General features: G+C 44.6%; 21 protein-coding genes and 2 pseudogenes. 3 read left to right on the top strand and 20 right to left on the bottom strand.

What is annotated here, in order from left to right; all coding sequences use genetic code 11:
- Nucleotides 1-60: 60 nt before the first annotated feature.
- Nucleotides 61-1,282 (top strand): annotated as a pseudogene (locus tag AC04Q6_RS02865) (dicarboxylate/amino acid:cation symporter).
- Nucleotides 1,283-1,410: 128 nt separating this feature from the next.
- Here AC04Q6_RS02865 and yedF read toward each other — a convergent pair.
- From yedF to AC04Q6_RS02835, 6 genes and pseudogenes are all read right to left on the bottom strand, one after another.
- Nucleotides 1,411-2,007 (bottom strand): sulfurtransferase-like selenium metabolism protein YedF, encoded by a 597-nt coding sequence (yedF, locus tag AC04Q6_RS02860; RefSeq protein ID WP_476389514.1) that lies wholly within the window; start codon nucleotides 2,005-2,007, stop codon nucleotides 1,411-1,413.
- 66 nt (nucleotides 2,008-2,073) lie between these two features.
- Nucleotides 2,074-2,265 (bottom strand): hypothetical protein, encoded by a 192-nt coding sequence (locus tag AC04Q6_RS02855; protein WP_021978126.1) that lies wholly within the window; start codon nucleotides 2,263-2,265, stop codon nucleotides 2,074-2,076.
- A gap of 2 nt (nucleotides 2,266-2,267) precedes the next feature.
- Nucleotides 2,268-2,913 (bottom strand): annotated as a pseudogene (locus AC04Q6_RS02850) (GTP pyrophosphokinase).
- Between the two features lie 123 nt (nucleotides 2,914-3,036).
- A complete protein-coding gene (locus AC04Q6_RS02845) occupies nucleotides 3,037-4,284 on the bottom strand; it encodes a DUF1015 domain-containing protein (RefSeq protein WP_118070113.1) in 1,248 nt (415 codons plus the stop codon).
- Between the two features lie 90 nt (nucleotides 4,285-4,374).
- Nucleotides 4,375-5,349 (bottom strand): choloylglycine hydrolase, encoded by a 975-nt coding sequence (gene bsh, locus AC04Q6_RS02840; protein ID WP_118064449.1) that lies wholly within the window; start codon nucleotides 5,347-5,349, stop codon nucleotides 4,375-4,377.
- A gap of 46 nt (nucleotides 5,350-5,395) precedes the next feature.
- Nucleotides 5,396-6,769: an MATE family efflux transporter gene (locus AC04Q6_RS02835; RefSeq protein WP_021978130.1), complete on the bottom strand. Its 1,374-nt coding sequence runs from the start codon at nucleotides 6,767-6,769 to the stop codon at nucleotides 5,396-5,398.
- A 362-nt stretch (nucleotides 6,770-7,131) separates the two neighbouring features.
- Between AC04Q6_RS02835 and AC04Q6_RS02830 the strand changes: the two genes are divergently transcribed.
- Nucleotides 7,132-7,431, top strand: coding sequence for a BMC domain-containing protein (locus AC04Q6_RS02830; protein WP_021978140.1), 300 nt, complete (start codon nucleotides 7,132-7,134; stop codon nucleotides 7,429-7,431).
- A gap of 16 nt (nucleotides 7,432-7,447) precedes the next feature.
- Nucleotides 7,448-7,738: a BMC domain-containing protein gene (locus AC04Q6_RS02825; RefSeq protein ID WP_118070115.1), complete on the top strand. Its 291-nt coding sequence runs from the start codon at nucleotides 7,448-7,450 to the stop codon at nucleotides 7,736-7,738.
- Nucleotides 7,739-8,103: 365 nt separating this feature from the next.
- Here AC04Q6_RS02825 and AC04Q6_RS02820 read toward each other — a convergent pair whose 3' ends face one another.
- From AC04Q6_RS02820 to AC04Q6_RS02755, 14 genes are all read right to left on the bottom strand, one after another.
- Nucleotides 8,104-8,688: a nucleotidyltransferase family protein gene (locus AC04Q6_RS02820; RefSeq protein WP_118070117.1), complete on the bottom strand. Its 585-nt coding sequence runs from the start codon at nucleotides 8,686-8,688 to the stop codon at nucleotides 8,104-8,106.
- Between the two features lie 3 nt (nucleotides 8,689-8,691).
- Entirely contained in the window at nucleotides 8,692-9,426 is a 735-nt protein-coding gene (yqeC, locus tag AC04Q6_RS02815; RefSeq protein ID WP_476389513.1) for a selenium cofactor biosynthesis protein YqeC, read from the bottom strand.
- 18 nt (nucleotides 9,427-9,444) lie between these two features.
- Nucleotides 9,445-10,296 carry a selenium-dependent molybdenum cofactor biosynthesis protein YqeB gene (gene yqeB / locus AC04Q6_RS02810; protein WP_476389527.1) on the bottom strand — a complete coding sequence of 284 codons (852 nt, stop codon included), beginning with the start codon at nucleotides 10,294-10,296 and terminating at the stop codon, nucleotides 9,445-9,447.
- Nucleotides 10,268-11,089: a DUF975 family protein gene (locus tag AC04Q6_RS02805; RefSeq protein ID WP_242996970.1), complete on the bottom strand. Its 822-nt coding sequence runs from the start codon at nucleotides 11,087-11,089 to the stop codon at nucleotides 10,268-10,270. Before AC04Q6_RS02805 ends, yqeB begins: the two co-directional genes overlap by 29 nt.
- A 100-nt stretch (nucleotides 11,090-11,189) precedes the next feature.
- Nucleotides 11,190-11,693: a histidine phosphatase family protein gene (locus tag AC04Q6_RS02800; protein WP_476389512.1), complete on the bottom strand. Its 504-nt coding sequence runs from the start codon at nucleotides 11,691-11,693 to the stop codon at nucleotides 11,190-11,192.
- Nucleotides 11,686-12,066 carry a bifunctional adenosylcobinamide kinase/adenosylcobinamide-phosphate guanylyltransferase gene (locus AC04Q6_RS02795; RefSeq protein ID WP_021978147.1) on the bottom strand — a complete coding sequence of 127 codons (381 nt, stop codon included), beginning with the start codon at nucleotides 12,064-12,066 and terminating at the stop codon, nucleotides 11,686-11,688. Before AC04Q6_RS02795 ends, AC04Q6_RS02800 begins: the two co-directional genes overlap by 8 nt.
- Nucleotides 12,067-12,093: 27 nt before the next feature.
- Nucleotides 12,094-12,870, bottom strand: coding sequence for an adenosylcobinamide-GDP ribazoletransferase (gene cobS / locus AC04Q6_RS02790; protein WP_118064439.1), 777 nt, complete (start codon nucleotides 12,868-12,870; stop codon nucleotides 12,094-12,096).
- Nucleotides 12,867-13,394 (bottom strand): bifunctional adenosylcobinamide kinase/adenosylcobinamide-phosphate guanylyltransferase, encoded by a 528-nt coding sequence (locus AC04Q6_RS02785; RefSeq protein ID WP_118064437.1) that lies wholly within the window; start codon nucleotides 13,392-13,394, stop codon nucleotides 12,867-12,869. Before AC04Q6_RS02785 ends, cobS begins: the two co-directional genes overlap by 4 nt.
- Before the next feature lies 1 nt (nucleotide 13,395).
- On the bottom strand, nucleotides 13,396-14,448 hold the full coding sequence (gene cobT, locus AC04Q6_RS02780; protein WP_118064468.1) for a nicotinate-nucleotide--dimethylbenzimidazole phosphoribosyltransferase: 1,053 nt from the start codon (nucleotides 14,446-14,448) through the stop codon (nucleotides 13,396-13,398).
- Nucleotides 14,448-14,876 carry a GtrA family protein gene (locus AC04Q6_RS02775; RefSeq protein ID WP_021978151.1) on the bottom strand — a complete coding sequence of 143 codons (429 nt, stop codon included), beginning with the start codon at nucleotides 14,874-14,876 and terminating at the stop codon, nucleotides 14,448-14,450. The genes cobT and AC04Q6_RS02775 overlap by 1 nt, the downstream gene beginning before the upstream one ends.
- Nucleotides 14,857-15,804 (bottom strand): glycosyltransferase family 2 protein, encoded by a 948-nt coding sequence (locus AC04Q6_RS02770; protein WP_118070121.1) that lies wholly within the window; start codon nucleotides 15,802-15,804, stop codon nucleotides 14,857-14,859. The genes AC04Q6_RS02775 and AC04Q6_RS02770 overlap by 20 nt, the downstream gene beginning before the upstream one ends.
- The gene (locus AC04Q6_RS02765) at nucleotides 15,801-18,575 is read right to left on the bottom strand and encodes a YfhO family protein (RefSeq protein WP_021978153.1); all 2,775 of its coding nucleotides are present in this window, start codon (nucleotides 18,573-18,575) and stop codon (nucleotides 15,801-15,803) included. Before AC04Q6_RS02765 ends, AC04Q6_RS02770 begins: the two co-directional genes overlap by 4 nt.
- A gap of 115 nt (nucleotides 18,576-18,690) precedes the next feature.
- A complete protein-coding gene (gene nifJ / locus AC04Q6_RS02760; RefSeq protein ID WP_476389510.1) occupies nucleotides 18,691-22,236 on the bottom strand; it encodes a pyruvate:ferredoxin (flavodoxin) oxidoreductase in 3,546 nt (1,181 codons plus the stop codon).
- 250 nt (nucleotides 22,237-22,486) lie between these two features.
- Nucleotides 22,487-22,900 carry an RrF2 family transcriptional regulator gene (locus AC04Q6_RS02755; RefSeq protein WP_021978155.1) on the bottom strand — a complete coding sequence of 138 codons (414 nt, stop codon included), beginning with the start codon at nucleotides 22,898-22,900 and terminating at the stop codon, nucleotides 22,487-22,489.
- Nucleotides 22,901-23,090: the final 190 nt, after the last annotated feature.

Here is a 23,090-nt window from a genome sequence, read left to right as displayed (position 1 = left end):
TATAAAATAATCATATAATTGGTTTTGGCTTTATTTTATACTATCAGAGGAGGTTTTCCAATGAAAAAAGGATCTTTTTTCAAAAGTCTGCCTTTTAAACTCCTTGTGGCTGTAATCCTGGGTATCCTCTCCGGGCTTGTTCTGAACCGGTACAGCACGAAACGGAATTTCCATGGCAGTTCTTAATATTGTTGTTACAGTCAAGTACATTCTGGGCCAGATTATCACCTTCTGTGTTCCGCTGATCGTTCTTGGTTTTATCGCTCCATCCATCACCAAGCTTGGCAAAAATGCTTCTGTAATGCTGGGCGTTGCCGTTGTCCTTGCCTACGGTTCTTCCATAGGTGCGGCACTTTTTTCCACAGCATCCGGATTTTTTATTATTCCACATCTATCCATTCATTCCTATGCAGCAGGGCTGAAACAGCTGCCTGAAGTAATCTTCGAACTGGAGATTCCTCAGATCATGTCGGTTATGAGCGCTCTTGTTTTTTCGGTTATGATCGGTCTGGCTGCCACCTGGACAAAAGCGAAACTGGTCACCGGTCTTCTGGATGAGTTCCAGAAAATCGTTCTGGCTCTGGTATCAAGGATCATCATTCCCATTCTTCCGCTGTTTATCGGCTCTACTTTCTGCGGACTTGCCTATGAAGGTACGATTACCAGACAGCTGCCGGTTTTCCTGGAGATCATCGTGCTGGTTCTGGCCGGACATTTCATCTGGATGGCTTTTCTGTACATACTGGCCGGAATCTACTCCGGTGAAAATCCTCTGGAGGTTGTACGCCATTACGCACCTGCTTACCTGACTGCGGTAGGAACCATGTCTTCTGCCGCAACACTGGCTGTAGCACTTCAGTGTGCATCCCGGGCCAAACCGCTTCGCAAAGATCTTGTAAATTTCGGAATCCCTCTGTTTGCAAATATTCATCTCTGCGGTTCCGTTCTTACAGAAGTTTTCTTCTGTATGGCTGTTTCCAAGATCCTGTACGGCTCTGTTCCGACGCCAGGAACTATGGTTCTGTTTTGTCTGCTTCTCGGTGTATTCGCCATCGGCGCTCCCGGTGTCCCCGGCGGAACTGTTATGGCATCCCTTGGCATCATTACCGGTGTGCTGAAATTCGACAGTTCCGGTACTGCACTGATGCTTACTATTTTTGCCTTGCAGGACAGCTTCGGAACTGCATGCAATGTAACCGGAGATGGTGCCCTGACACTGATGCTTACCGGTTATGCAAAACGTCATAACATTGAAGAACAGAATATTGATATTGAATTATAAAAGTTTCAAAAATGCCGCAGAATCCAAAAAATCTGCGGCATTTCCATATCATAAAGCGGACATTCCTGTTTCGCTTTGCTATCTTCCAGTAAACGACATCCTTTTATCCATTTTATGGGCGGATCACTTTACCTGCTTTTGTAAGTTTCTCTGCAATGGCATACATATTTGTTACAGTTCCCACTGCCGGTTCCTTCAGTCCATAAAAATTCACACAGGTTCCCACATGTCAGGATCTCACATCCCTGCTCCTGCAGAGTTTTCAGATCTTCAATGCATGGGGAATCCGAAGCAGTAAGCTTCGCCCCTCCATTATAAAAAAGCATTACAGACGGCGGCGTCTCAAGCTGTGTCAGGGCATACACAAAGCCTTTGATAAGGATTGCTCCAAGCTCCGGATCTCCGTCTCCCATCTTATCGGAAGTGATGGCCACTGTATAATCCCCCTGTGGTACGGCTGGTGTGCAGACAATTTCCGGTTCTGCAGCAGTTCTGGCCTGCACGTCGGATTTCACTACCATATGGATCTCATAACCGTCCTCCGTCTTTCTGGAGACAAAACTGCATCCGGTACTTCCGGCAAGTCTGCTTAAGTTGTTTACCGCAGTCTCATTATCTACAAGAACCTGGATCTCATCCCCCTGTTCCGCTTTATCCAGGATCTTCTTGGTCATTACTACAGGAATCGGGCACTGTTTGCCCATTGCATCTACTGTATGTTTCATATTTCTTTCCTCCTATTTATATTGTTTGATCGGCAGGTTTCTTATTTCTGTTCCTGTCCATATCTTTTATTTCTGCTCCAGTTCATGTGCCTGTCTGAAAATCTCACAGGCTCCTGTATTCACACATCGTTCATGTGCACAGTCCATAAAAGTCAGCTCTCTGCTTCCGTCTTCTCTCCGTGTATACTCGCAGCATACCGTCTCTCCACTGTTCATAGTGCGGCAGAATCCGGAAATAAACTCTTCTTCAATTTCCATTTCTATCCCTCAGTCGGAGATTCCACAACTTCGGAAGGTGCAATCTCCTCCAGCATTCCTGTTTCGTTATATGCTTCAAACTGTTCCTCGATTTTTCTCAGGATATCTGCATACTGACAAAATGCCTCTGCCAGCTCTTCCCTGTGTTCCGGAAGTTTCTTATAACAGACCCGGTGCTCCATACTTGCCCACAGATCCATGGTCATAGTACGCAACTGTATCTCTACCGGAAAATATTCCATCGTATCCAGATAATAGACAGGTACGGCAATGATCACATGATAACTCCTGTACCCGTTAGGTTTCGGATTCTGTATGTAATCCTTCTCCCGGATAAAAATCAGTTCACTCTGTCTTTTCAGAGCATTTACAAGGTTATAAATATCATCTATAAAATAGCAGATCACACGGATCCCCGCAATATCCCGGAGATAATCCTTGGCGTTCTGCACACTGTCCGAATGCCCCAGCTTTTCAAGCTTCTTCTCGAATGCTTTTTTTGGCTTTGATCCGCTCCTGGATATTATGGATCGGAGATACGGACGACTTCTGGTACAGACTTCCATTGAGCACCTCGAGCTTAGCCCGCATGATCTGACATGCATTCTGATATGGCTGGATACAATCGTAATACTGTTCGTTTGTCATGAAAACCCCTCTTTCTCATTTGCTCACCATAGTTTATATCTTATAAAATAAATGTGAGCAATCTGTAGTGATTTCCTAAGATTTTCCTGACGAGTTTATTAAAATTTTATAAAAAAGCAATCATCAGTCTGAAAGTTTATGGATAAAAAGACCACTTCGAAGCTTTGGCTCAAACCATGTACTCTTAGGCGGCATCAGTTTCCCTTCATCCGCAATATTCATCAGTTCTTCCATGGAAGTCGGATACATGGCAAAAGCAGCGCCGCCAATTTCATCCGCAACCGCAGCCAGATCCTTCAGTCTGTGATTTCCTCCCATAAAACAGATTCTCTCATCTGTACGCGGATCTTCAATTCCAAGTACCGGTCCCAGAACCTTATCCTGAAGAATGGATACATCCAGCTGTCCTACACTGTCTTTCTTCGCATAAATATCCGGATACGCTTTCAGATGAAACCATTCCCCATCTACATAGAGACCAAAGCAATGTTTTTCCACCGGTTTACATGGAAATCCCGGCATTGCCATCAGTTCAAAATTAAACTTCATACTTCCGATAAAAGCTTTCGGTTCCATGCCTTTAAGATCTTTCACAATCCTGTGATAGGGAAGGATCGTCAGCTGATCATAAGGAAATACTACAGACAGGAAAAAGTTAAACTCTTCTTTTCCTGTATAATCCGGATGTTCTTTTCTTCGTTTCTGTCCTACTTTTACGGCAGACGCTGCTCTGTGATGTCCGTCTGCAATATAGATGGAAGAAATTTCACCAAAAAGGCGATTGATTTTCTGAATCTTTTCCTCTTCATCCACGATCCATACCCGATGTGTAATTTCATCTTCCGAAGTAAAATCATATACCGGTTCATGGCTGTTTTTCCAGTTTTCCATCAGTACAAGAAGTTCTTCCGGATATCTGCAGGTAAGAAAGATCGGACCTGTATTGGCATCGCAGATATCCACATGGTGGATTCTGTCCTGCTCTTTATCCTCTCTTGTCAGTTCATGCTTCTTGATCACGCCATTCATGTAATCATCGATAGAGCTGACGCCCACGATTCCTGTCTGGGATTTTCCCTTCCGGATCAGTTCATACAGATAATAATTCGGTTTTTCATCCTGTATCAGAGTTCCCTCTGCCTGAAAGCGATCCAAGTTTTCCTTTGCTTTCCGATAGACTTTTGCATCATAAAGATCGATCCCTGGATCCAGATCCATTTCCGCTCTGTCTACATGGAGAAAAGAGTACGGATTTTTTTCTCCAATTTCACGCGCTTCCTCTCTGCTCACTACGTCATAGGGAAGTGCTGCCACTTTCTCTGCTTTTCCCTCAGCGGGTCTTACTGCCCGAAATGCCTGAAATAAAGCCATTGTGTTTCTCCTCTCGTTCCTGCCCGTTTACTTCGGACAGTCATAAAATCATCCTGTTTATTCTAGCACATACAAAAAAACTCTGCACTTTTAATTCTGCAGACAGATTTTTTCGCCCTGAAGAACCGGATATCTCACAGGCACAGTCCCATCCAGATCTTCATGGTGCATATGAACTGCAGAAATCTGATGATTTTCGTAAGTTGTATAATAATAAATTCCCTTATCACAGTTACAGCAGGAGGTATAAAGAGTGATCTCATATTTTCCTGGTTCTACCTCACAGCAGCCTCTCTGCTGGTCAACAGACCCCAGGATATGAAAGAACTGGCTGACGCTTTCTTCCTCGGAATCTCCAGAAAAAGAATGGTCTTTCACAAACGCTACTCTTGCAAACCTGGATGCGGAGGAAAGATCTCCCGGAAGTCCCAGTGCTCCCATACCACGGCTGTAGGTTTTTAATCCCAGAGATTCAGAAAAATGATTTTCCGGCTGTCTGGGAGAAAGATGCATATAATTGTTCAACATAAACATCTGCTGGTCAAAAGGCGGATTATTCGTAAGAACGCCTGCCGGATTATCCCAGACATGAAGGCCGTCTGCCATGGATTCCACTGTGATTGCTTCTTCTTTATCCGCTATGATCCAGTGAAGCTGTGCACAGGGAAGCATTTCACTGAACGGAGTTTTTACAAGATTGATCTTTTTCAGGCACTCTTTTGCCTCCTGCACAGTAGCGCATTTGCCAAGGATCCATGGAATGAATTCAAACTGCGCCACATTTTCTTTTCCATTTTCCACCTCATTATATACAGCGTTTCCAACAAAATTAAGTCCTGCCATTCCAAGACCTTTTTCATTGACAGCATCGTAATAAAGAGGATAATCTCCCGCTACGTGAGCCATACCTATGATTGCATAATGACTGGAAAGTTTCTCCATATGCCGAAACTCAAATATATAATTTCTCGGTGTGATGGTGATCTCATCTCCATAAGAGAATTCATAATCCAGTGTTCTTCCGAAGTAAAAGTCCTTTGTCTTATAAGTTGCTGCTGTACACATAAACTGTTCTCCTTTTTATTATTTTATTTGTTCTGTCTGCTAAAGTTTATTTGTTCCCGGTTCCTGGTCTTTCATTCAGTTCCGGCAGAACCGTTGCCAGCATGGTAAAAAAACATGCACATCCTCCTACCAGATTGGAAATCGGCTCTGCCCAGAATACACCGTCTGTTCCCAGGCCTTTCACATAGGGGAGCAGGATCGTCAGTGGAACTACTATGATCGCTTTTCGAAGCAGTGAAAAAAAAGTGGCTTTTTTTGCTTTTCCAAGTGCCACAAATACACTCTGGCCGGTAAACTGCAAAGCCATAAAACAGAACCCGAAAAAATAAATATGAAGTGCCGGAACGCCCTTTTCAAGAAGTTCTGGATCACTGTTGAATATACGGATAAAAAATTCCGGCATCAGTTTCAGGATTCCCCAGCCTGCCAGTGTATAGATAACACAGACTGCTGTGATAAATTTAATTGCTTTTTTTACCCTGTCATAGGCTTTTTCTCCATAATTAAAACTCATAACCGGAGAAGCACCTGTGGTCAGCCCGTGAACCGGCATGGTAAAAATATCACGGACAGAGTTCAAAACGGTCATCACTCCCACATAAATATCTCCACCCCAGGTCTGAAGTGTCGCATTACAGACTACCTGCACCAGGCTGTTGGTAAAAGCCATAAAAAATCCGGACATTCCAAGACTTACGATGTCCCTCACACGTTTCCAGGAAATTTTGAAGGCACTTTTTTTCAGGTTCAGAACTGCTTTTTTCCCACATAAAAAACGTAACACCCATACTGTGGAACAAAACTGGGAAATGATTGTCGCCACAGCTGCCCCTCTGACTCCCATATGAAATCCAAAAATAAAAAGCGGGTCCAGGATAATATTTAACACTGCTCCGATCAGGATTGTAAACATTCCTGTGTTTCCAAATCCCTGGCTGTTGATAAACGGATTCATTCCCAGTGTGATCATTACAAACAGTGTCCCCAGAAGATAGATCTTTATGTAGCTGGCAGCATAGGGAAATGTGACATCACTGGCCCCGAATGCATAAAGAATAGGCCTGTAAAAAGCAAGCCCCGTAACAGTAAGAACTGCCCCAGCCCAGATCAGCATGACAAATGTATTTCCCATCAGCATCTCCGCTTCTTTTTCATTGCCTCTTCCCCGTTCCATGGAACAGAGTGGGGAGCCGCCATTTCCAAACAGATAGGTAAATGCGGTAATCAATGTAATAATCGGAAAACAAAGTCCCACTCCCGTCAGTGCGGTAGCTCCAATCTCCGGAATTCTTCCGATATAGATTCTGTCTACAATATTATACAGAAGATTCAGAATCTGCGCGATGATCATCGGTACAGCAACCTCCATAATATTCCGGTAGACATTTCCATTTGAAAAATCTGTCTGATGCGTCTGCATTTTTTCACCTTCCTGATATTTCTGAAATTCACAGATTCCTGGGTCAAGCGGATATTCGCAATCCGCTTCGCTACGTAGCTCTACACCAAATAACTGCTCCGCAGTTTATCAGGAGGCGCTTGCACTCCTCCTGATACAAGCAAGTCCCCACCCACTGCTTATTGCTTTTCGCAACCCCGCAGGGGACTTACTTGATTTGGTTAAATTCCGGAATCTCTTTTTTTAAACATAACTATACTATATATTTCTTGCCATTTCCACAAAAAACGTATATAATAAAACCATAAAAACGGTAATGATTCCAGGCGAAATCGGTCAAAAAACCACACAACAGAGAATCAGCCCGGATGGAGGTATATTTTATGGATAACATTTACAGCGGCATGGCCGTAGGTGTCTTTGAACTGGATAACCTGGTTGCCTGTTTTGTTGCTCTTGATGCTGCTTCCAAGGCAGCTAATGTTAAAATTCAGAGTGTTGAACGTAACCGTCTGAAAAGCGGTGCCTGTGTAAAGATGCGTGGTTCTGTCTCTGATGTGAATGCAGCTATGGAGGTCGCTCTGGAAGCAGCCAGACCTCTTGGCAAGGTCGTTTCTCATACTGTGATCGCTTCTCCTTCTGAGGATACAGAGATTGCGCTGAAAATGACGATCAACAAGTAAAGGGGGAGACTGATTTATGAATTATGGTGCTTTTGGTTTGGTTGAGGTTGTCGGCAGTAGCAATGCGATTCTTGTGATCGATCAGATGCTGAAGACTTCTGATGTTTCTTTTCTTACATGGCAGACGAAATGTGGCGGCCACGCGACTGTTTTTTTGACTGGTGATGTTTCTGCTGTGACTGCTGCTGTAAACAGTGTGAAGGGGAATCCTCCCTGTGAGATCGTGGCTTCTGCTGTGATTTCCAATCCTTCTGAGGAGACAGTGCGGCTGGCTGAGGAGGAAGCGGTTAGGAATCATTTTATGTAAGTATAATAGTATAATATAAACGTACGCAGGGAACCGCCCTGGCGTATCGGGAAAGGCTTCGTCGTCCGCTGAATTCTAAGGCGCTGCGGCTTCTGCTAAAACCATTCCCAAAAGTTCTGAACTCGCGTCAAGCCGCTCAGACAGCAGAACTTTTGGGAATAACGCAGAAACCACACCACCTAAGAATCAGCAGGACTCCTGCAGAACATCCCGATACGCCAGGGCGGTTCCCTGCTGGCTTTCTTTTTTCCGATAATACATCTAGCCGGCTATTTATGTACTTGTACATATAAAAAGCGTAAGTTATAGCCAAAAGCCTCTCGCTGCCACTACTAAATTCCAGGTGCCGCACGCCAGACGGTACCTCACCGGCGTCCGTCCGCCACATCCACATCCATTACTTCCCTCCCATCCACCACCCTCATTACAGCCACATCCTTCCGATTCCGCACAACCACTCTCTTCCCTCCAACATCCCCCTCAAGTCCCATCAACTCTCCATAATACCTCTCCGAAAAAACACAGGGATTTCCAAGTTTCTCATCATACTCCACACAAGCAATCCCTTTCCCCTCTTTCAAAAACACCTCCAAAAGCGCAAGGATCGTCTCTCCCCGAAGCCATGGCTGATCAGAGACTGTAAAAAGGCAGGCATCCATCTCTCGATTTCTACTGAGTCCGATTTTCAGAGAAGAAGAAATCCCCTCATCCGGATGTAAATTATAAAGCACCTGCGCTCCACATTTTTCCGCTTCTGCCGCTATCTCCTCATACTGAGTTACCACCGTAATTTCACAGGTATGCTTCTGCTCTTTCAGCGCTTTTCTCACCCTCATAAGTTCCGAAAGAATATGCCGGTACATCGGTTCTCCTTCAATGGTATACAAAAGCTTATTACTCCCAAACCGTCTGCTGTTTCCCGCTGCCAGCATGATCAGTCCCAGCTTCATCTCTCATTTCCTCCTTATTCCATGAAACTTCCGGCATATTTCCTGCCGTTCCATTATCTTTTTCAGGCTTCCACACACTGCTTCTATGCCTGCTTCCCGACACTTCTTAATGATATTTTCAACCATACCTGGAGATTCCAGTACATCTGCCTTATTAAAATATACCAGAAAACTTTTTTCACCCACATTTTTACGCAATCCATTTTCCGATGACGCAATCTTTACAACATCTTCCCACATCACTGGCTCATCTGTCTTTTTCCGTAGAAATTCCGCTACATCCTCCGGACGATGTGCAATATCACAGATCTTTTTTCCAATGCAATCCAGCCCTGTCACACCCACTACAATATCTGCAAATTCCGGAATTACCGGTTCGTGCACAGCAGGAACTTTCAAAGGTAATCTCCTCGCACCATCTGCTTCTACAAGAAGAAGATCACGAAAACCGGACAACCTTTTCAGGGTTTCCGGTTCAGGACCGGAAATTTTCGGCTGTCCGGCTTTATGTTTCGCCGCGATCACATATCCATATTGTTCTATAAGCCTGCAAAGTTCCTCTGTATCCTCTGCATCTGCAAAAGGACGGTCCTCTTCCCATGCCATGTGGGTGGTCGTTGTCACGATCACACGTTTTCCCTGTCTGGAAAATTTTTCTACCAGATAAAAAATCAGGCTGGTTTTTCCTCCACCTCCTGTAAAAGCAGCTGTCAGGGTCCCTTTCTCTTTTCTGTTCATGACATACTCCACATATTTTTAGTTTTCTTCTGTTTTAACATCAGGAAGTATCCCGCAGGAAAGCAATACTTCCAGTACCCCTCCGGCAATGCATCTTGCTTTATCCGAAATAGTAAAACAGTTTTTTTTCTGTTCCGCTCTCGGATCGATATCTGCAATTTTCATCCCTTTAAAAACAGGATATCCGTCACGGATCAGCCCCCGGATCACGCCGGATATCGTTGCTTTCACAGGAACGTTCCCAACCATGGCAATGATCTGGTCTTTTTCTACGATATCTGCGATCCTGCTGATATTCTTCATTTCACCGGCTGCCGGTGAATGGATCACTCTTTCTTTTCCGATTCCCGCGATCAGACCAGGCACACCTGTATTTGGAAGCGCACTGCCTTCTTTTATGATCCTTCCCAGATTGTGGCCCCGCATGGTTTCGATCACATAATCCACATCTTCTCCTGCGGTAAACCCAGGTCCAAGACCTACTGTCACTGGTGCCATATCTCTGTTTGTCCCGAGATTTTTTTTGGCGAGGATCGCATCGATCACTGCTGCCGGCGAAAGTTCCCGGATATGTTTTCCCTCCGTATCTGTCAGAAGGGGAATTTCTCCTTTTTCCCAGCAGCTTTTGCACTGTGCCGGAATTTCCATTTCCGGGATCCTTCTGCACACAACGCCTTCCACTTCCGAAGTTCCGTCATAAACGGCTTCACAGAAAGCTACATGACGGCGGATGGCGCTTGGCCGGTCGCATTCCAGGATCAGAATGTGATAGCCGCTCTGATGAAGTTTATGGATCACGCCGGTAGCAAGATCGCCGCCGCCACGTACAAGGATCATTCTGTCAGTTATAATAGTAGTTTCCATTTCCATACACCCGCTGTCCGTTATTTCCCGGCATCCCTGCTGCCAGAGCATCGTAAAGTTCCGCATAGGTCGCATCCTGATATGGAGATACATAGAACAGACCTACCAGTCCAAAGGTGATCGTGGAAAGGATATTCCATGGAATAAAGGAAAGATCCAGAACAAACGTATTCCACTTCTGTCCATACATCATATCACGGCTTCTTGCAAAAACTTCTTTTCTGTCCATATCCGGATATTCCGCAAGAAGATACGGAACCATCTTATATTCATAAGACTTTATGATTCCCGGGATAATAAACAGTAAAGACCAGAGAAATGTAAACAGATCCCGGAAAAACATGGTTTTTACCACATTTCCATAATATCCGGAACGAAATGCGCTGAGCAGTTTGCCGACACCTGGAACTGCGTACAGATTTTCAATATAAAAACTGCGACCTCCTACTTCAAATACATTGCACACAAAAATCTTAAGTAATGTCCCGATCAGTGCCGCGGCAACCACTACCCCGGCTCCTACCAGCGCAAAGATCAGTGCCCACGGAGAATACGATCCGCCAAACATATGACCTGCATAGGAACTGAAACCATTGGAATTATAGGTATTAACCTGATAACTATAATCCGAATTCATTACATTGCTGGCGCCACTTTGAACTGCGCCTTTTCCACCGGATGCCAGCACAATGGCAAGCACCAGACTGACCAGAACTGCTGACCAGTAATTTTTACGAAAAGCCTGTTTTGCACGCCATTTCAGATCACTGCGTGTCCAGCTGATCATCTGTCCATTCATTTTTTAACCCTCCATATATGCTTCACAGACTGTAAACTCCCTGCGTCCTTTTTGCCAGAGATCCTGGTCCAGTTCAACCAGATAACCGCCCCGCCGTTTTTTACACCCATTCATAAAACGGTCTGTGTCTGTCCGCATATTCTTCCATAATATTCATAATGGTTCCACCATGGATCACCAGCGCCGCTGTATCCACATTTTTACGGATACACTGTGTCACGGCTTTCTGAAATCCTGTCAGGCTGCGATATTTAAAGCCTTCTCTGCTCTCTCCGCCCGGAAATGGCATTGTTCCATTGCTGTCGATCCATTTCTGATAATTTTCATTTCCGGCAAGCTCTTTGTAATTTTTATTCTCAAACTCTCCAAAATCACATTCCGAAAGTTCTTCTATAATGTGGAGCTGCTTTCCCGGAAAAAAAATTTCTGCCGTTTCCACACAGCGGAGAAGTGGACTTACAAACAACTCCTCCGGCATGGGATAGGAAAGTTTTTTCAGAAATTCCCGGCCTTCATCGCTCAACGGCTCATCCGTTGTACCGATATAACGCGAAAGCTTGTTTCCCGGAGTTTGACCATGACGTATCAGATATAATTTAAGCATTTTTCAGCACCATCCCGATCCCACATACAACTCTTGTAACCCTGCTGCTCTTTCCCGCAAGTTCCGTACAAACACGGCCTACAGCCTCCCGATACTGCCGTTCAAAAGCATCGGCCGGAACGATCCCGTATCCGACTTCCTCACTGACCAGGATTACACCCGGATTTTTCTCCGCAAGTTTTTCTGCAAGACCGGACAGATCCTCACCTGATTTCAGGCACTTTCTTATGTACTGATGAAACCCAAGAACCCCTTCTGCTTCCAGAAGTTCCTCTTCTGTAAGCTCTGCACCACATTTCCATTTTACATCGGGAAACTGTTTTTCTGCATAACTGCTTTTTCCCTGATAAGCACCGCCGATTATCATTTCCATATCTTTTTACCTCATTCCATCTTCATTTCACAGAATAACAATGCCACTTATCCCAAGTACCAGAGCCATCACAACCTCACAGATACAAAGGAAAAAACCTGAAAGATCTCCAGTCGTTCCTCCAAAATATTTCATAGCCATGTGATGATACCACCAGAATACCAGCAGTGCCGTTACTGCCGCAAGCGCACCTTTTACCGGATTGATCCATATCATCAGTACTGCCAGTGCTGCAAGCATTACGATCAGAACATTTCGTGCCACAATCTCCGATGCATTCCTGGAAAACTCTGCTACGGTTCCATCAGTCCTTGCTTTTGGAAATATGATCACGCCAATTCCGGAAAGGCATCTGGACATCATAAATCCAATACTCATGATACAGATTCCATCGTGATCACCAAGTAGCTGACTCCAGGCACCCAGCCACAGGATAAAATAAACGCAGGCTGTGATAATGGCAAATGCTCCTGCATGCGAATCTTTCAGAATCTCCAGCCTTCTTGTACGCTCCTGCCAGGAACTTAACGCATCCGAAGTGTCCAGAAGTCCGTCCACATGGATCCCACCTGTAACAAAGACCGGGATCACCGTAAGGATCACTGCAAGAAAAAACGGTTCCATCTGTGCATGACTTCCCAGCACACATCCCACAAGCCAGATCAGAATACCAATGGCTGTTCCCACAAAAGGAAAGAAACACATCATATACTTCATGTTTTCTTTATTCCAGTCTACCATAGGTGTGGGAATCTTGGAAAACATGGCAAATGCCGCTTTAAAACTGTTCCATACACTTTTCATGCTTTCTCACCGCCTTTATGCCAGACCGGGATTCCGTAGACCACTTCTACAACAGCATCCGCCATTTCAGCCAGATTGCAGTTGATCTGTCCCAGCTGTTCCTTATACTTTTCGGATTCTCCTTCATAGAGAATTCCATCGGAAAAAATTTCGTTGGTAACGATCACCACGTGTTCTGCCTGTGAAAGAAGATTTCTTACTCCTTCTGTGATCTTTTCGGAAACCTCCGGATGAAATCCATCTTCCCGGAACATTTCATTTGCCACCAGATTGGACATACATTCAAGAAGCACTACACAATTCTTTGGAAGTATCAACTCATCCAGCTCTGTGTATCTCTCAATTGTCTCAAATCCTTTTCCTGACCGCATCCGGCGATGTCTTCGAATGCGGCGGTGACTTTCTTCATCAAAAGCCTGCATGGTGGCAATATAGATCCTTCTCGACTCTCCAAAAGAAAGGACTCTGTCCTCCGCAAAAGCAGACTTTCCGCTTCCGCTGCCTCCTGTTACAACAACCAGCATCTTATTTCAGCTCCTCATACTGTTCTACATTGATATCTCCAAAAGTACTCATGGAATTATATACTGCACAGGAAAGATCCATCAGTGGAAATAAGGCAACCGCTCCGGTACCTTCTCCAAGGCACATTCCCGCATGGATGATCGCTTCTTTATCCAGTTCTTTCAGGATCAGGTGTGCTGCCGGTTCTTTGGATACATGAGAAGCAATGATATAATCACTGACCTGAGGGCAGATTTTTACTGCGATCAGGGCAGATACACAGGAAATAAATCCATCCATCACAACCGGCATACCTAATGCCGCTCCACCGATAAACACACCGGTCATTCCTGCGATATCCAGTCCACCAACCTTTGCCAGCACATCGATCACATCTGCGCGGTCCGGATTGTTCAGGGCAATGGCCTTTTTGATCGCGTTGATCTTTCGCACAAGCCCCTCACCGGAAAGTCCGGCTCCTCTTCCTGTCATATCTTCTACCGGTTTCCCGAGAAGTACAGATGCCACAGCACTGCTGGTGGTCGTATTTCCAATTCCCATTTCACCGGTGGCAAGAACCTGGTATCCTTTTCCCTTCAGTTCCTCGGCCATGGCAATTCCCGCTTCAATGCCCTGGATCGCCTGTTCTCTCGTCATGGCAGGTTCTTTCGTCATGTTCCTGGTTCCGTAGGCAACCTTAAGATCTGTACGGACTTTTGTATCCGTTACCATTCCAACATCCACAGGGAAAAGTTCCGCACCACACTGCCGGCACATCACACAGCAGGTTGTGGTTCCCGCCAGGAAATTTTCGGCTACAATTGCGGTAACTTCCTGTCCTGTCTGAGTCACGCCTTCCTCTACAACACCATTATCTGCACACATGGCAACTACTGCTTTTTTTTCCACACGGACATCCGGTGTTCCTGTGATCCCGGCAATCTGTGTCAGCATATTTTCAAGTTCGCCCAGGGAATGCAGAGGTTTTGCAATACTGTCCCAACGCTGTTTTGCCCCTTCCATGGCCTTTTCATCCAGCGGACGGACTTTTTTTACTGCTTCTTTTAAAGTCATCATTTGCTACCTCCCGTTTTTTTACCTGTGGTAAAGATTATAAATTTACTAAATATATAATTCAGCACCAGCACAATAAACTGGGTGCAGAATTTTGCAACCATATCGTGAAATCCCAGCACAACTGCCAGCAGCCAAACACCTCCAACTTCAATCACCATTGTCACAAGACGCGCACTTACAAACTTCAGGAAAGGCCGGATATGATCCGCAAGAGTTGCACACTGATCATGAAATACAAATCTGGAATTCACAACATATGCAAACAGGATCGCCAGGATGATCGATACTACATTCGCCGCCATCAGAATAATGCCAAGCTCTCTCATAATATAAAAGCTTACCAGATTTACCAGCGTTGTACAACCACCCCAGAAAATATAACGGATCACATCATTTTCATATAATTTAAGAATCCGTTTTTTCATTTTCATGACCTCCTTGTATGATTCTGGATACAATATATCTTGGCCGGCGCTTCACTTCTTCATAGATCCTTGCAATATAATATCCGATAATTCCAAGGCTCATCATCACCGCACTGCCGATAAACAGCATCACGATCAGCAAAGTCGTGTAACCCTCTACTGCATGTCCGGTAAAATATCTCACCAGTGAATAGATCAGCAAGAGCAGAGAACATATGAAACAGCCACCGGCTCCTATCGTTACAAACTGCAGCGGAAGCGTTGTAAAAGCCACGATATTGCGAAATGCATAACGGATCAGGCTTCCGGTAGACCATTTAGACTCTCCTGCTTCCCGCTCCTGCACCTCAAAAAGCACAGATGTACTTTTAAATCCAACCCAGGATGAGGTTGCCCGAAAAAACATGCTCCGCTCTGGCATAGAAAGAACGCTTTCCACAGCTTTCCGATCCAGAAGTTTAAAGTCTGAAGCATTCTCCATATTAAATCCGGTTGCCCTGGACATGATCCTGTAAAAAAATCCTGCACTTTTTCTGTGAAACACAGTTTCTGTTCCACGGCTCTTTTTTATCCCTTCTACAACTTCATAGCCCTGTTCCCATAACCGATACATTTTTACAAGAACTTCCGGCGGATGCTGCAGGTCACAGTCCATAACAGCCACTGCGTTTCCTGACGCCTGAGCCAGTCCTGCGACAATTGCAGCTTCTTTTCCAAAATTTCTGGAAAAATGTACACCAGTCACATTTCTATCTTTTTCTGCAGTTTCCTCAATTATTTTCCATGTCTGGTCCGTAGAACCATCATCTACAATAACCAGTTCGTAATTGATTTCGGCTAAATCCAGGATTTTTTTCAGCGTCCGGCAGGTTTTTGCCAGCATCTGTTCTTCATTATACGCAGGCAAAACCACCGATAATCTGCTCATTTTTCCTGATTTCCCCTTTCTCTTTGTTTCTTTGGCCTCCGGTAAAAGATTCCGATCATCAAAAACAGAAACAGCCCTGATACACTCAGGTACATTCCCGGTATCACATATGGTGTACAGTAGGTAAGCTCAATGCTGTGTTTTCCTTTTTTCAGCTCAACCCCCATATACATACTGTTCGCCTGAACCAGTTTTGCTTTCTTTCCGTCCACATATGCTGTAAATCCTGCATTATATGGGATTGAAAACACGAGGAACTTATCTGAAGATACTTCAATATCTCCGGTAAGTTTATTAGTTTCGGTCTTTATATTATGAAGACTTTCTTCTCCAAGCCGGTCTGTCTGTTTTTCCACAGAATCCATAGGCTGGCATACCAGATAAAGATCATCAAATGTATATTCCCCAGGAGTAGAAAATGTCAGCGTTATAGTTCCTGCGCTGTAATTTTTATACCCCATATTCAGAAGAAAATTATGGCGGCCACTGTATCCGTTATATTTGTCTGTAAAAATCCGGATGGTTTTGTCCACCGCTCCCAGAGAAACCTCTACTGCGGATTCTTTACTTTCTTTCCAGTAGCGCCAGTTGTCATCTTCGTGAAGTACCGTATTCTTCTCATATTCTGTAAGAGAATCCCACTTTCTGTCACTGATCCGGGCACGCGGTGAATATGCGTTGAAATCCAGATTTTTCGCCACAAGATAGACTTCTGCATCCGGTTCTCCCTGATATCCTATAGAAACCTTGGCATTTTTCTTTGTTACAATGATCTTTCCATCTTTGATCTTACAGCCTTTTCCTGCTTCCAGTGTAAAATCTGCTTTCTTGTCATCAAAGGTAAGGTCTGTTTCCGGAAGGCTGCTGCTTTCAATGACAGCTCCCTGAAGAAGAGCCTGCTGTTTTTCTGTTACAGAAAGTTTTTCATATTTTTCCCTTGGGATCCAGGTATCATACGTATAGCCCAGAGGAAGCGCATCCTCATCTTCGTAGATCCTGTACTTCTTTGTAGTAACAGCTTCCTGATCATATCCATAAGGAACGTAGCCATATCCGTTCTTTTTGATGGCAAAATATTTCACAGCAGCTAAACGGTCCAAAATGGTCCTTCCGTCCAGATTATTGTAATGATAATCCCATGGTGTATTCAGGTACATTTCATCGAAGAAACGACTGATATTTCCATTGGCCACACTGAAATAATAAGAAGTACTGTTAGTTCCCATATACATGGCAGTATTTACGTAAGAGCCCGTTTTGTACTGATCATAACGGCTGACTGAAGAATCTTCCAGCTTCTGGATCGCTTTATCCGGCCCGGACTGCAGTGCCTCCAGTGCTCCGCCCTTTTCTTCAAACTCTGACAGATAATCTTTTTCATAAGAATACTGATATGACACATTCAAAAGAATACTTGCTATCAGTACAGTAACGATCATTCCACAGAGATATTTTCCCTGCACAAAAATATTTCCATAGGAAACTACTGTAAACACAGCCAGAACCAGCAACATTACAGCCATGATATTCCGCTCTGTACGGGCTGTTTCCGAAAAAAGTGCAAGCACACAATATCCCAGCAGCATAATAAAAATCCGTCTTTTTTCCTGTATCTGTAAGGCAAACAGTTCCGGATATGCCTGCACCAGAATATAGGCGATCAGCATTCCATATGCCCAGATCCAGCGGTTGGATACATAGGAAAATCCATTGAGCACATGTCCTGCAAAAGGAATCAGCAGGAACAGATTTAAAAGTACAAATCCCAGTTTCAGTCCTGTATATTTTTTTCTTTTGGAAAAAATCACAAACACGCCTGCCATGGCAACTGCGGAATATCCAGCAACTCCCCACTGGATCATATTCTCACCAATCAGACAGCCGAGATATTTTTCGTAGTAAATGCGGTCATAAAATAACGGGACATAATTCTGTGCCTGAAAACGTTCTGTTCCAAACAAAGTCATCACCACAGGCAAAAAAATCGTCGCAGCGATCATCAGTGCCACCAGATAGAAACCTGTAAATTTCAGGAACCACTGAAATACATCTTTCACGGAACGTTTCCGGAATAAACCGAAATACCGAAATGCCGCATACAGCACCATGAAGATACTGATCATATAAAAGAAATAAAAACTTGACATTGCCGCTACAGCCGTCGCACAGATAAAAAGGTGCGGCTTCTCTTTTTTATAAACTTTTTCAATTCCCATAAGAACCAGCGGCAGGTAGATCATAGGATTGGAAAAGTAAGGATGTTTCATAGACGCATAGATCGTCCATCCCGCAAAAATATAAACAAGACTTCCGATAAATGTGGCCTGTTTCGGATTCTTGCGGTAAAAACAATAAATACTGAATGTGATTCCCGCAAGATAGATTCGAAGAAAGATCAGAATCTCATACAAAATCTCCGTATTTTTTTCCGGTACAAATACAGAAAGTAATGTCAGGGGATCACCGATCACATAATAATGAAGTGTTGTCAGAATATCAGATCCGAAACCAATATGCATATCCCACATAGGGAAGAAAATTTTATGATCTATTACCAGTGTTTTCAGTACATTCCGCAGATATTTCCCATAATAGGCAAGTGCATTAATATGCTGCGGAACACCGTCATGGCTCCAGATCAGTGATTTTCCGTTGAAATAAAAACAGCCATAAATAAACAGTGAGATCACTGCAAAAACTATCGTATACAGAATATAAAAATCTGCTTTTTTCTCTTTTCTGGATTTCTCCTTCGAAAAAAATCTTCTCATGTTGTATATCTCTCCTGTATATGAAAAAGGCCTGCGGTGCGCTAAACACCGCAGGCCTGTCACCTAATGCTTAATCAGCAAGCACACTGTATAAACAGTAACTATTGATCAGTAATTAGTCTTCTTTCTTATCTGCTCCGTAAAGAGTGATAAGTTTCTGCAGATACTCATATCTAGCCTGAGCCTCAGACTCGTTCTTAGCGAACAGTCTAGCAGCTTTCTCAGGATTCTGACGCTGCAGAGAGTTGTAACGAACCTCACCGTTCAGGAAGTCCATATAGTTCTCCATATCCGGTGTCTTGGAATCAAGGCTGAACTTGTTCTCAGCAGCCGGGTTGAATCTGAAGTTGTGCCAGTATCCGCACTTAACTGCCAGCTCTTCCTCTGTCTGAGCTTTGCTCATACCTTTCTTGATACCATGGTTGATACATGGAGCATAAGCAATGATCAGGGATGGTCCCGGATATGCCTCTGCCTCTGCAATTGCTTTTACAGTCTGGTTGAAGTCAGCACCCATGGAGATCTGTGCTACGTATACATAGCCATAGCTCATTGCGATAGATGCCATATCTTTCTTCTTAGTCTCTTTTCCGCCTGCTGCGAACTGAGCGATCGCACCTGTCGGTGTAGACTTGGAAGACTGTCCGCCTGTGTTGGAGTAAACCTCTGTATCGAATACCATAACGTTGATGTCGCGTCCGCTTGCGAGAACGTGGTCAACACCGCCGAATCCGATATCGTAAGCCCATCCGTCACCACCGAAGATCCACTGGGATTTCTTGGAGAGAAAGTCTTTCTGTGCAAGGATCTCTTTAGCCTTGTCACATCCACAAGCCTCAAGAGCTGCAACGAGTTTCTCTGTAGCTGCACCATTTGTTGCGCCTACAGCGTAAGTATCCAGCCATTCCTGACCAGCTGCTTTAACGTCCTCGTTTGTTCCGTTAGCTACAAGGTCTTCAATCTTTTCTTTCAGACCGCCACGGATCGCACGCTGTGCAAGAAGCATACCATAACCAAACTCTGCGTTATCCTCGAACAGAGAGTTGGACCATGCAGGACCCTGTCCCTTAGCGTTTGTTGTGTATGGTGTAGATGGTGAAGAGTTACCCCAGATAGAGGAGCATCCTGTAGCATTTGCAATGTACATTCTGTCACCAAAGAGCTGTGTGATCAGCTTAGCGTATGGTGTCTCACCACAACCTGCACAAGCGCCGGAGAACTCAAGGAGTGGCTGTTTGAACTGGCTGCCTTTTACAGTTGTCTCTTTATATTTAGCGATAACGTCTTCCTTCTGAGGAAGTGTTACACCGTAATCGAAGTATTTCTGCTCTCCTGCGTTAGCTTCAAGTGGAGCCATCTCAAGAGCTTTGTTGCCTTTCTTTCCTGGGCAGACATTTGCACAGGAACCACATCCTGTACAGTCAAGAGCGGATACAGTCATTGTGAATGTATAGTCTTTCATTCCTGTAAGCGGAAGTGTCTTGATTCCCTCTGGAGCGTTAGCTGTCTCATCTGCTGTCATGGCAACCGGACGGATTGCAGCATGCGGGCAGACATATGCACAACGGTTACACTGGATACAGTTGTCCGGAACCCATACAGGAACGTTAACTGCGATACCACGTTTCTCATATGCAGCTGTTCCGGATGGTGTTGTACCATCTACATAATCCTTGAATGCAGATACCGGGAGGCTGTTACCTTCCTGAGCATTGATCTTGCACTGGATGTTGTTTACGAAGTCCTGAGCTTCCTGAGCACCGTGGGATGCGTGAGACATGAAGAGTCCCTCGTCCTCAGCGTTCTTCCAGCTCTCCGGAACCTGAACCTCTACGACCTGTTTAGCACCGGCATCGATAGCTGCCCAGTTCTTCTTAACAACGTCATCACCCTTACGTCCGTAAGTAGCCTTAGCAGCGGCTTTCATAAGCTCGATAGCCTGCTCCTCAGGAATGATTCCTGTAAGTTTGAAGAATGCGGACTGAAGGATTGTGTTGATACGTGTTGGTCCCATGCCAGTCTCAATACCGATCTTAACACCGTCGATGGTGTAGAATTTGATATTGTGGTTAGCGATGAAAGCTTTAACCTGTCCTGGAAGATGTTTCTCAAGTCCTTCCATATCCCAAGCACAGTTCAGAAGGAATGTACCTCCGTCAACAAGCTCCTGTACCATGTTATATTTGTTAACATAGGACGGATTATGACATGCAACGAAGTTTGCTTTGTGGATCAGGTATGTGGATTTGATCGGTTTCTTACCGAAACGAAGGTGAGACATTGTAACACCGCCGGACTTCTTGGAGTCATAATCGAAGTAAGCCTGAGCGTACATGTCTGTGTTATCACCGATGATCTTGATAGAGTTCTTGTTAGCACCTACAGTACCATCAGCTCCAAGTCCCCAGAACTTGCAGTTTGTTGTTCCCTCTGGTGTTGTAACAAGTGGTGCACCTGTCTCAAGAGAAAGGTTTGTAACATCATCAACGATACCGATTGTGAATTTCTCTTTCTCAGTGTTCTCATATACTGCTACGATCTGTGCAGGTGTTGTATCTTTGGAACCAAGTCCGTAACGTCCTGTAAAGATCTTAACATCGCTGAACTTGCTGTCGCGAAGAGCTGCAACAACATCAAGATACAGAGGCTCGCCAAGAGCTCCTGGCTCTTTTGTTCTGTCAAGAACAGAGATCTGCTTAACTGTATCCGGGATTGCATCGATAAGAGCCTGTGCACAGAATGGTCTGTAAAGACGAACTTTAACAACACCGACTTTCTTACCAGCTGCCATAAGGTAATCGATTGTCTCCTCGATGGTATCGTTTACGGAACCCATAGCTACGATGATGTGCTCAGCGTCAGCAGCTCCGTAGTAGTTGAACAGTTTGTAGTCTGTTCCGATCTTCTCGTTAACTTTGTCCATATACTCCTGAACAACTGCCGGAAGAGCGTCATAATATGGGTTACATACCTCTCTTGCCTGGAAGAAGATATCCGGGTTCTGTGCAGAACCTCTCTGACATGGATGGTTCGGGTTCAGAGCGCGGTTACGGAACTCTGCGATAGCATCCATATCTGCCATATCTTTCAGATCTTCATAGTCCCATGTCTCGATCTTCTGGATCTCATGAGATGTACGGAATCCGTCGAAGAAGTTGATGAACGGAACTTTTCCTTTGATTGCTGCAAGATGAGCAACCGGTGTAAGGTCCATAACCTCCTGTACAGAAGACTCACAAAGCATTGCACATCCAGTCTGACGACAGGCCATAACGTCGGAATGGTCACCGAAAATACAAAGTGCGTGGGAAGCAAGTGCACGGGCAGATACGTTGATAACTCCCGGAAGCTGCTCACCAGCAATCTTGTAAAGGTTCGGGATCATAAGCAGAAGACCCTGGGAAGCTGTGTAGGTTGTAGTCAGGGCACCTGCTGCCAGAGAACCGTGAACAGCACCTGCTGCACCAGCCTCAGACTGCATCTCTGTAACCTGTACTTCCTGTCCAAAGATGTTCTTTCTTCCCTGAGTTGCCCACTCGTCTGTTGCCTCAGCCATTACAGATGAAGGGGTAATCGGGTAAATAGCAGCTACATCAGAAAAAGCATATGATGCATGAGCGGCTGCATGGTTACCATCCATGGTTTTCATCTTTCTTGCCATTTGTTTATTCCTCCTTAAAGGTTTGTTGAAAATATATTTTTAGGCTGTCAAGGGCCTAAAATTCCATTGGTTATTATAGCATAGATTCCCAGTTATGTCCATTTTCTTTCGCTGTTTTTTGTATATTATCATGTACAAACGTTGTTATCTTTTTGACAAGAAAAAAGAGCCGGTCAGAAACTTTTTCATTGCTCCCTCCCCGCTCTTCTTATTATCTTATCATACGCTTATTTCCGCCTGTCACAGCAGTTTACTGCTCCTCTTTCTCAAAAAGATCTTTCATGGATTTCCGCCGGAGCATCGCCCACAGCTGTCCCTGAATCTCTTTCAGTTCGTCATGAGCATAACATGGCACACCGTCCTGGCCGTTTCTTGAACATTCACATTTTCCATTCAGGCACTCAATGATCGACATGTCGGAATCAATCGCACTATATATATCATATAATGTCAGATCCGCAGGATCTCTCTTCAGGGCATATCCGCCATGAACTCCGCGATATCCTTCCACAATTCCCGCATTCTGAAGTTTCTTCAGTATTTTGTAGGCAAAAGGTGCTGTAATCGCCTCCCTCTCGCAGATCTCACTGACGCTTAAACGCGTCTCCCCCATCAATGCGCGGACAACCCGCATCGCATAATCGCTTTCTCTGGTGATAAACATCTCTAACCTCTCTTCTGTTCAACTAAGCTGCTGATTTATGATAATTTCCGCCCCTGTCTGTACCGACACGTTCCCGGGTGTTTCATTCGTGTCAGGATACATCCTTGATTTCGGGCTGCTCTGTTTATCATATACGTCAGTATAACGCATTTTTTTCAATAATAAAAGGTTATTATTTTCCTGTAATCCA

Source organism: Blautia sp. HA9023 (assembly GCF_056504095.1).
The sequence above is the reverse complement of the archived record's forward strand: the minus strand, read 5'-3'. Positions and strand labels throughout refer to the sequence as shown.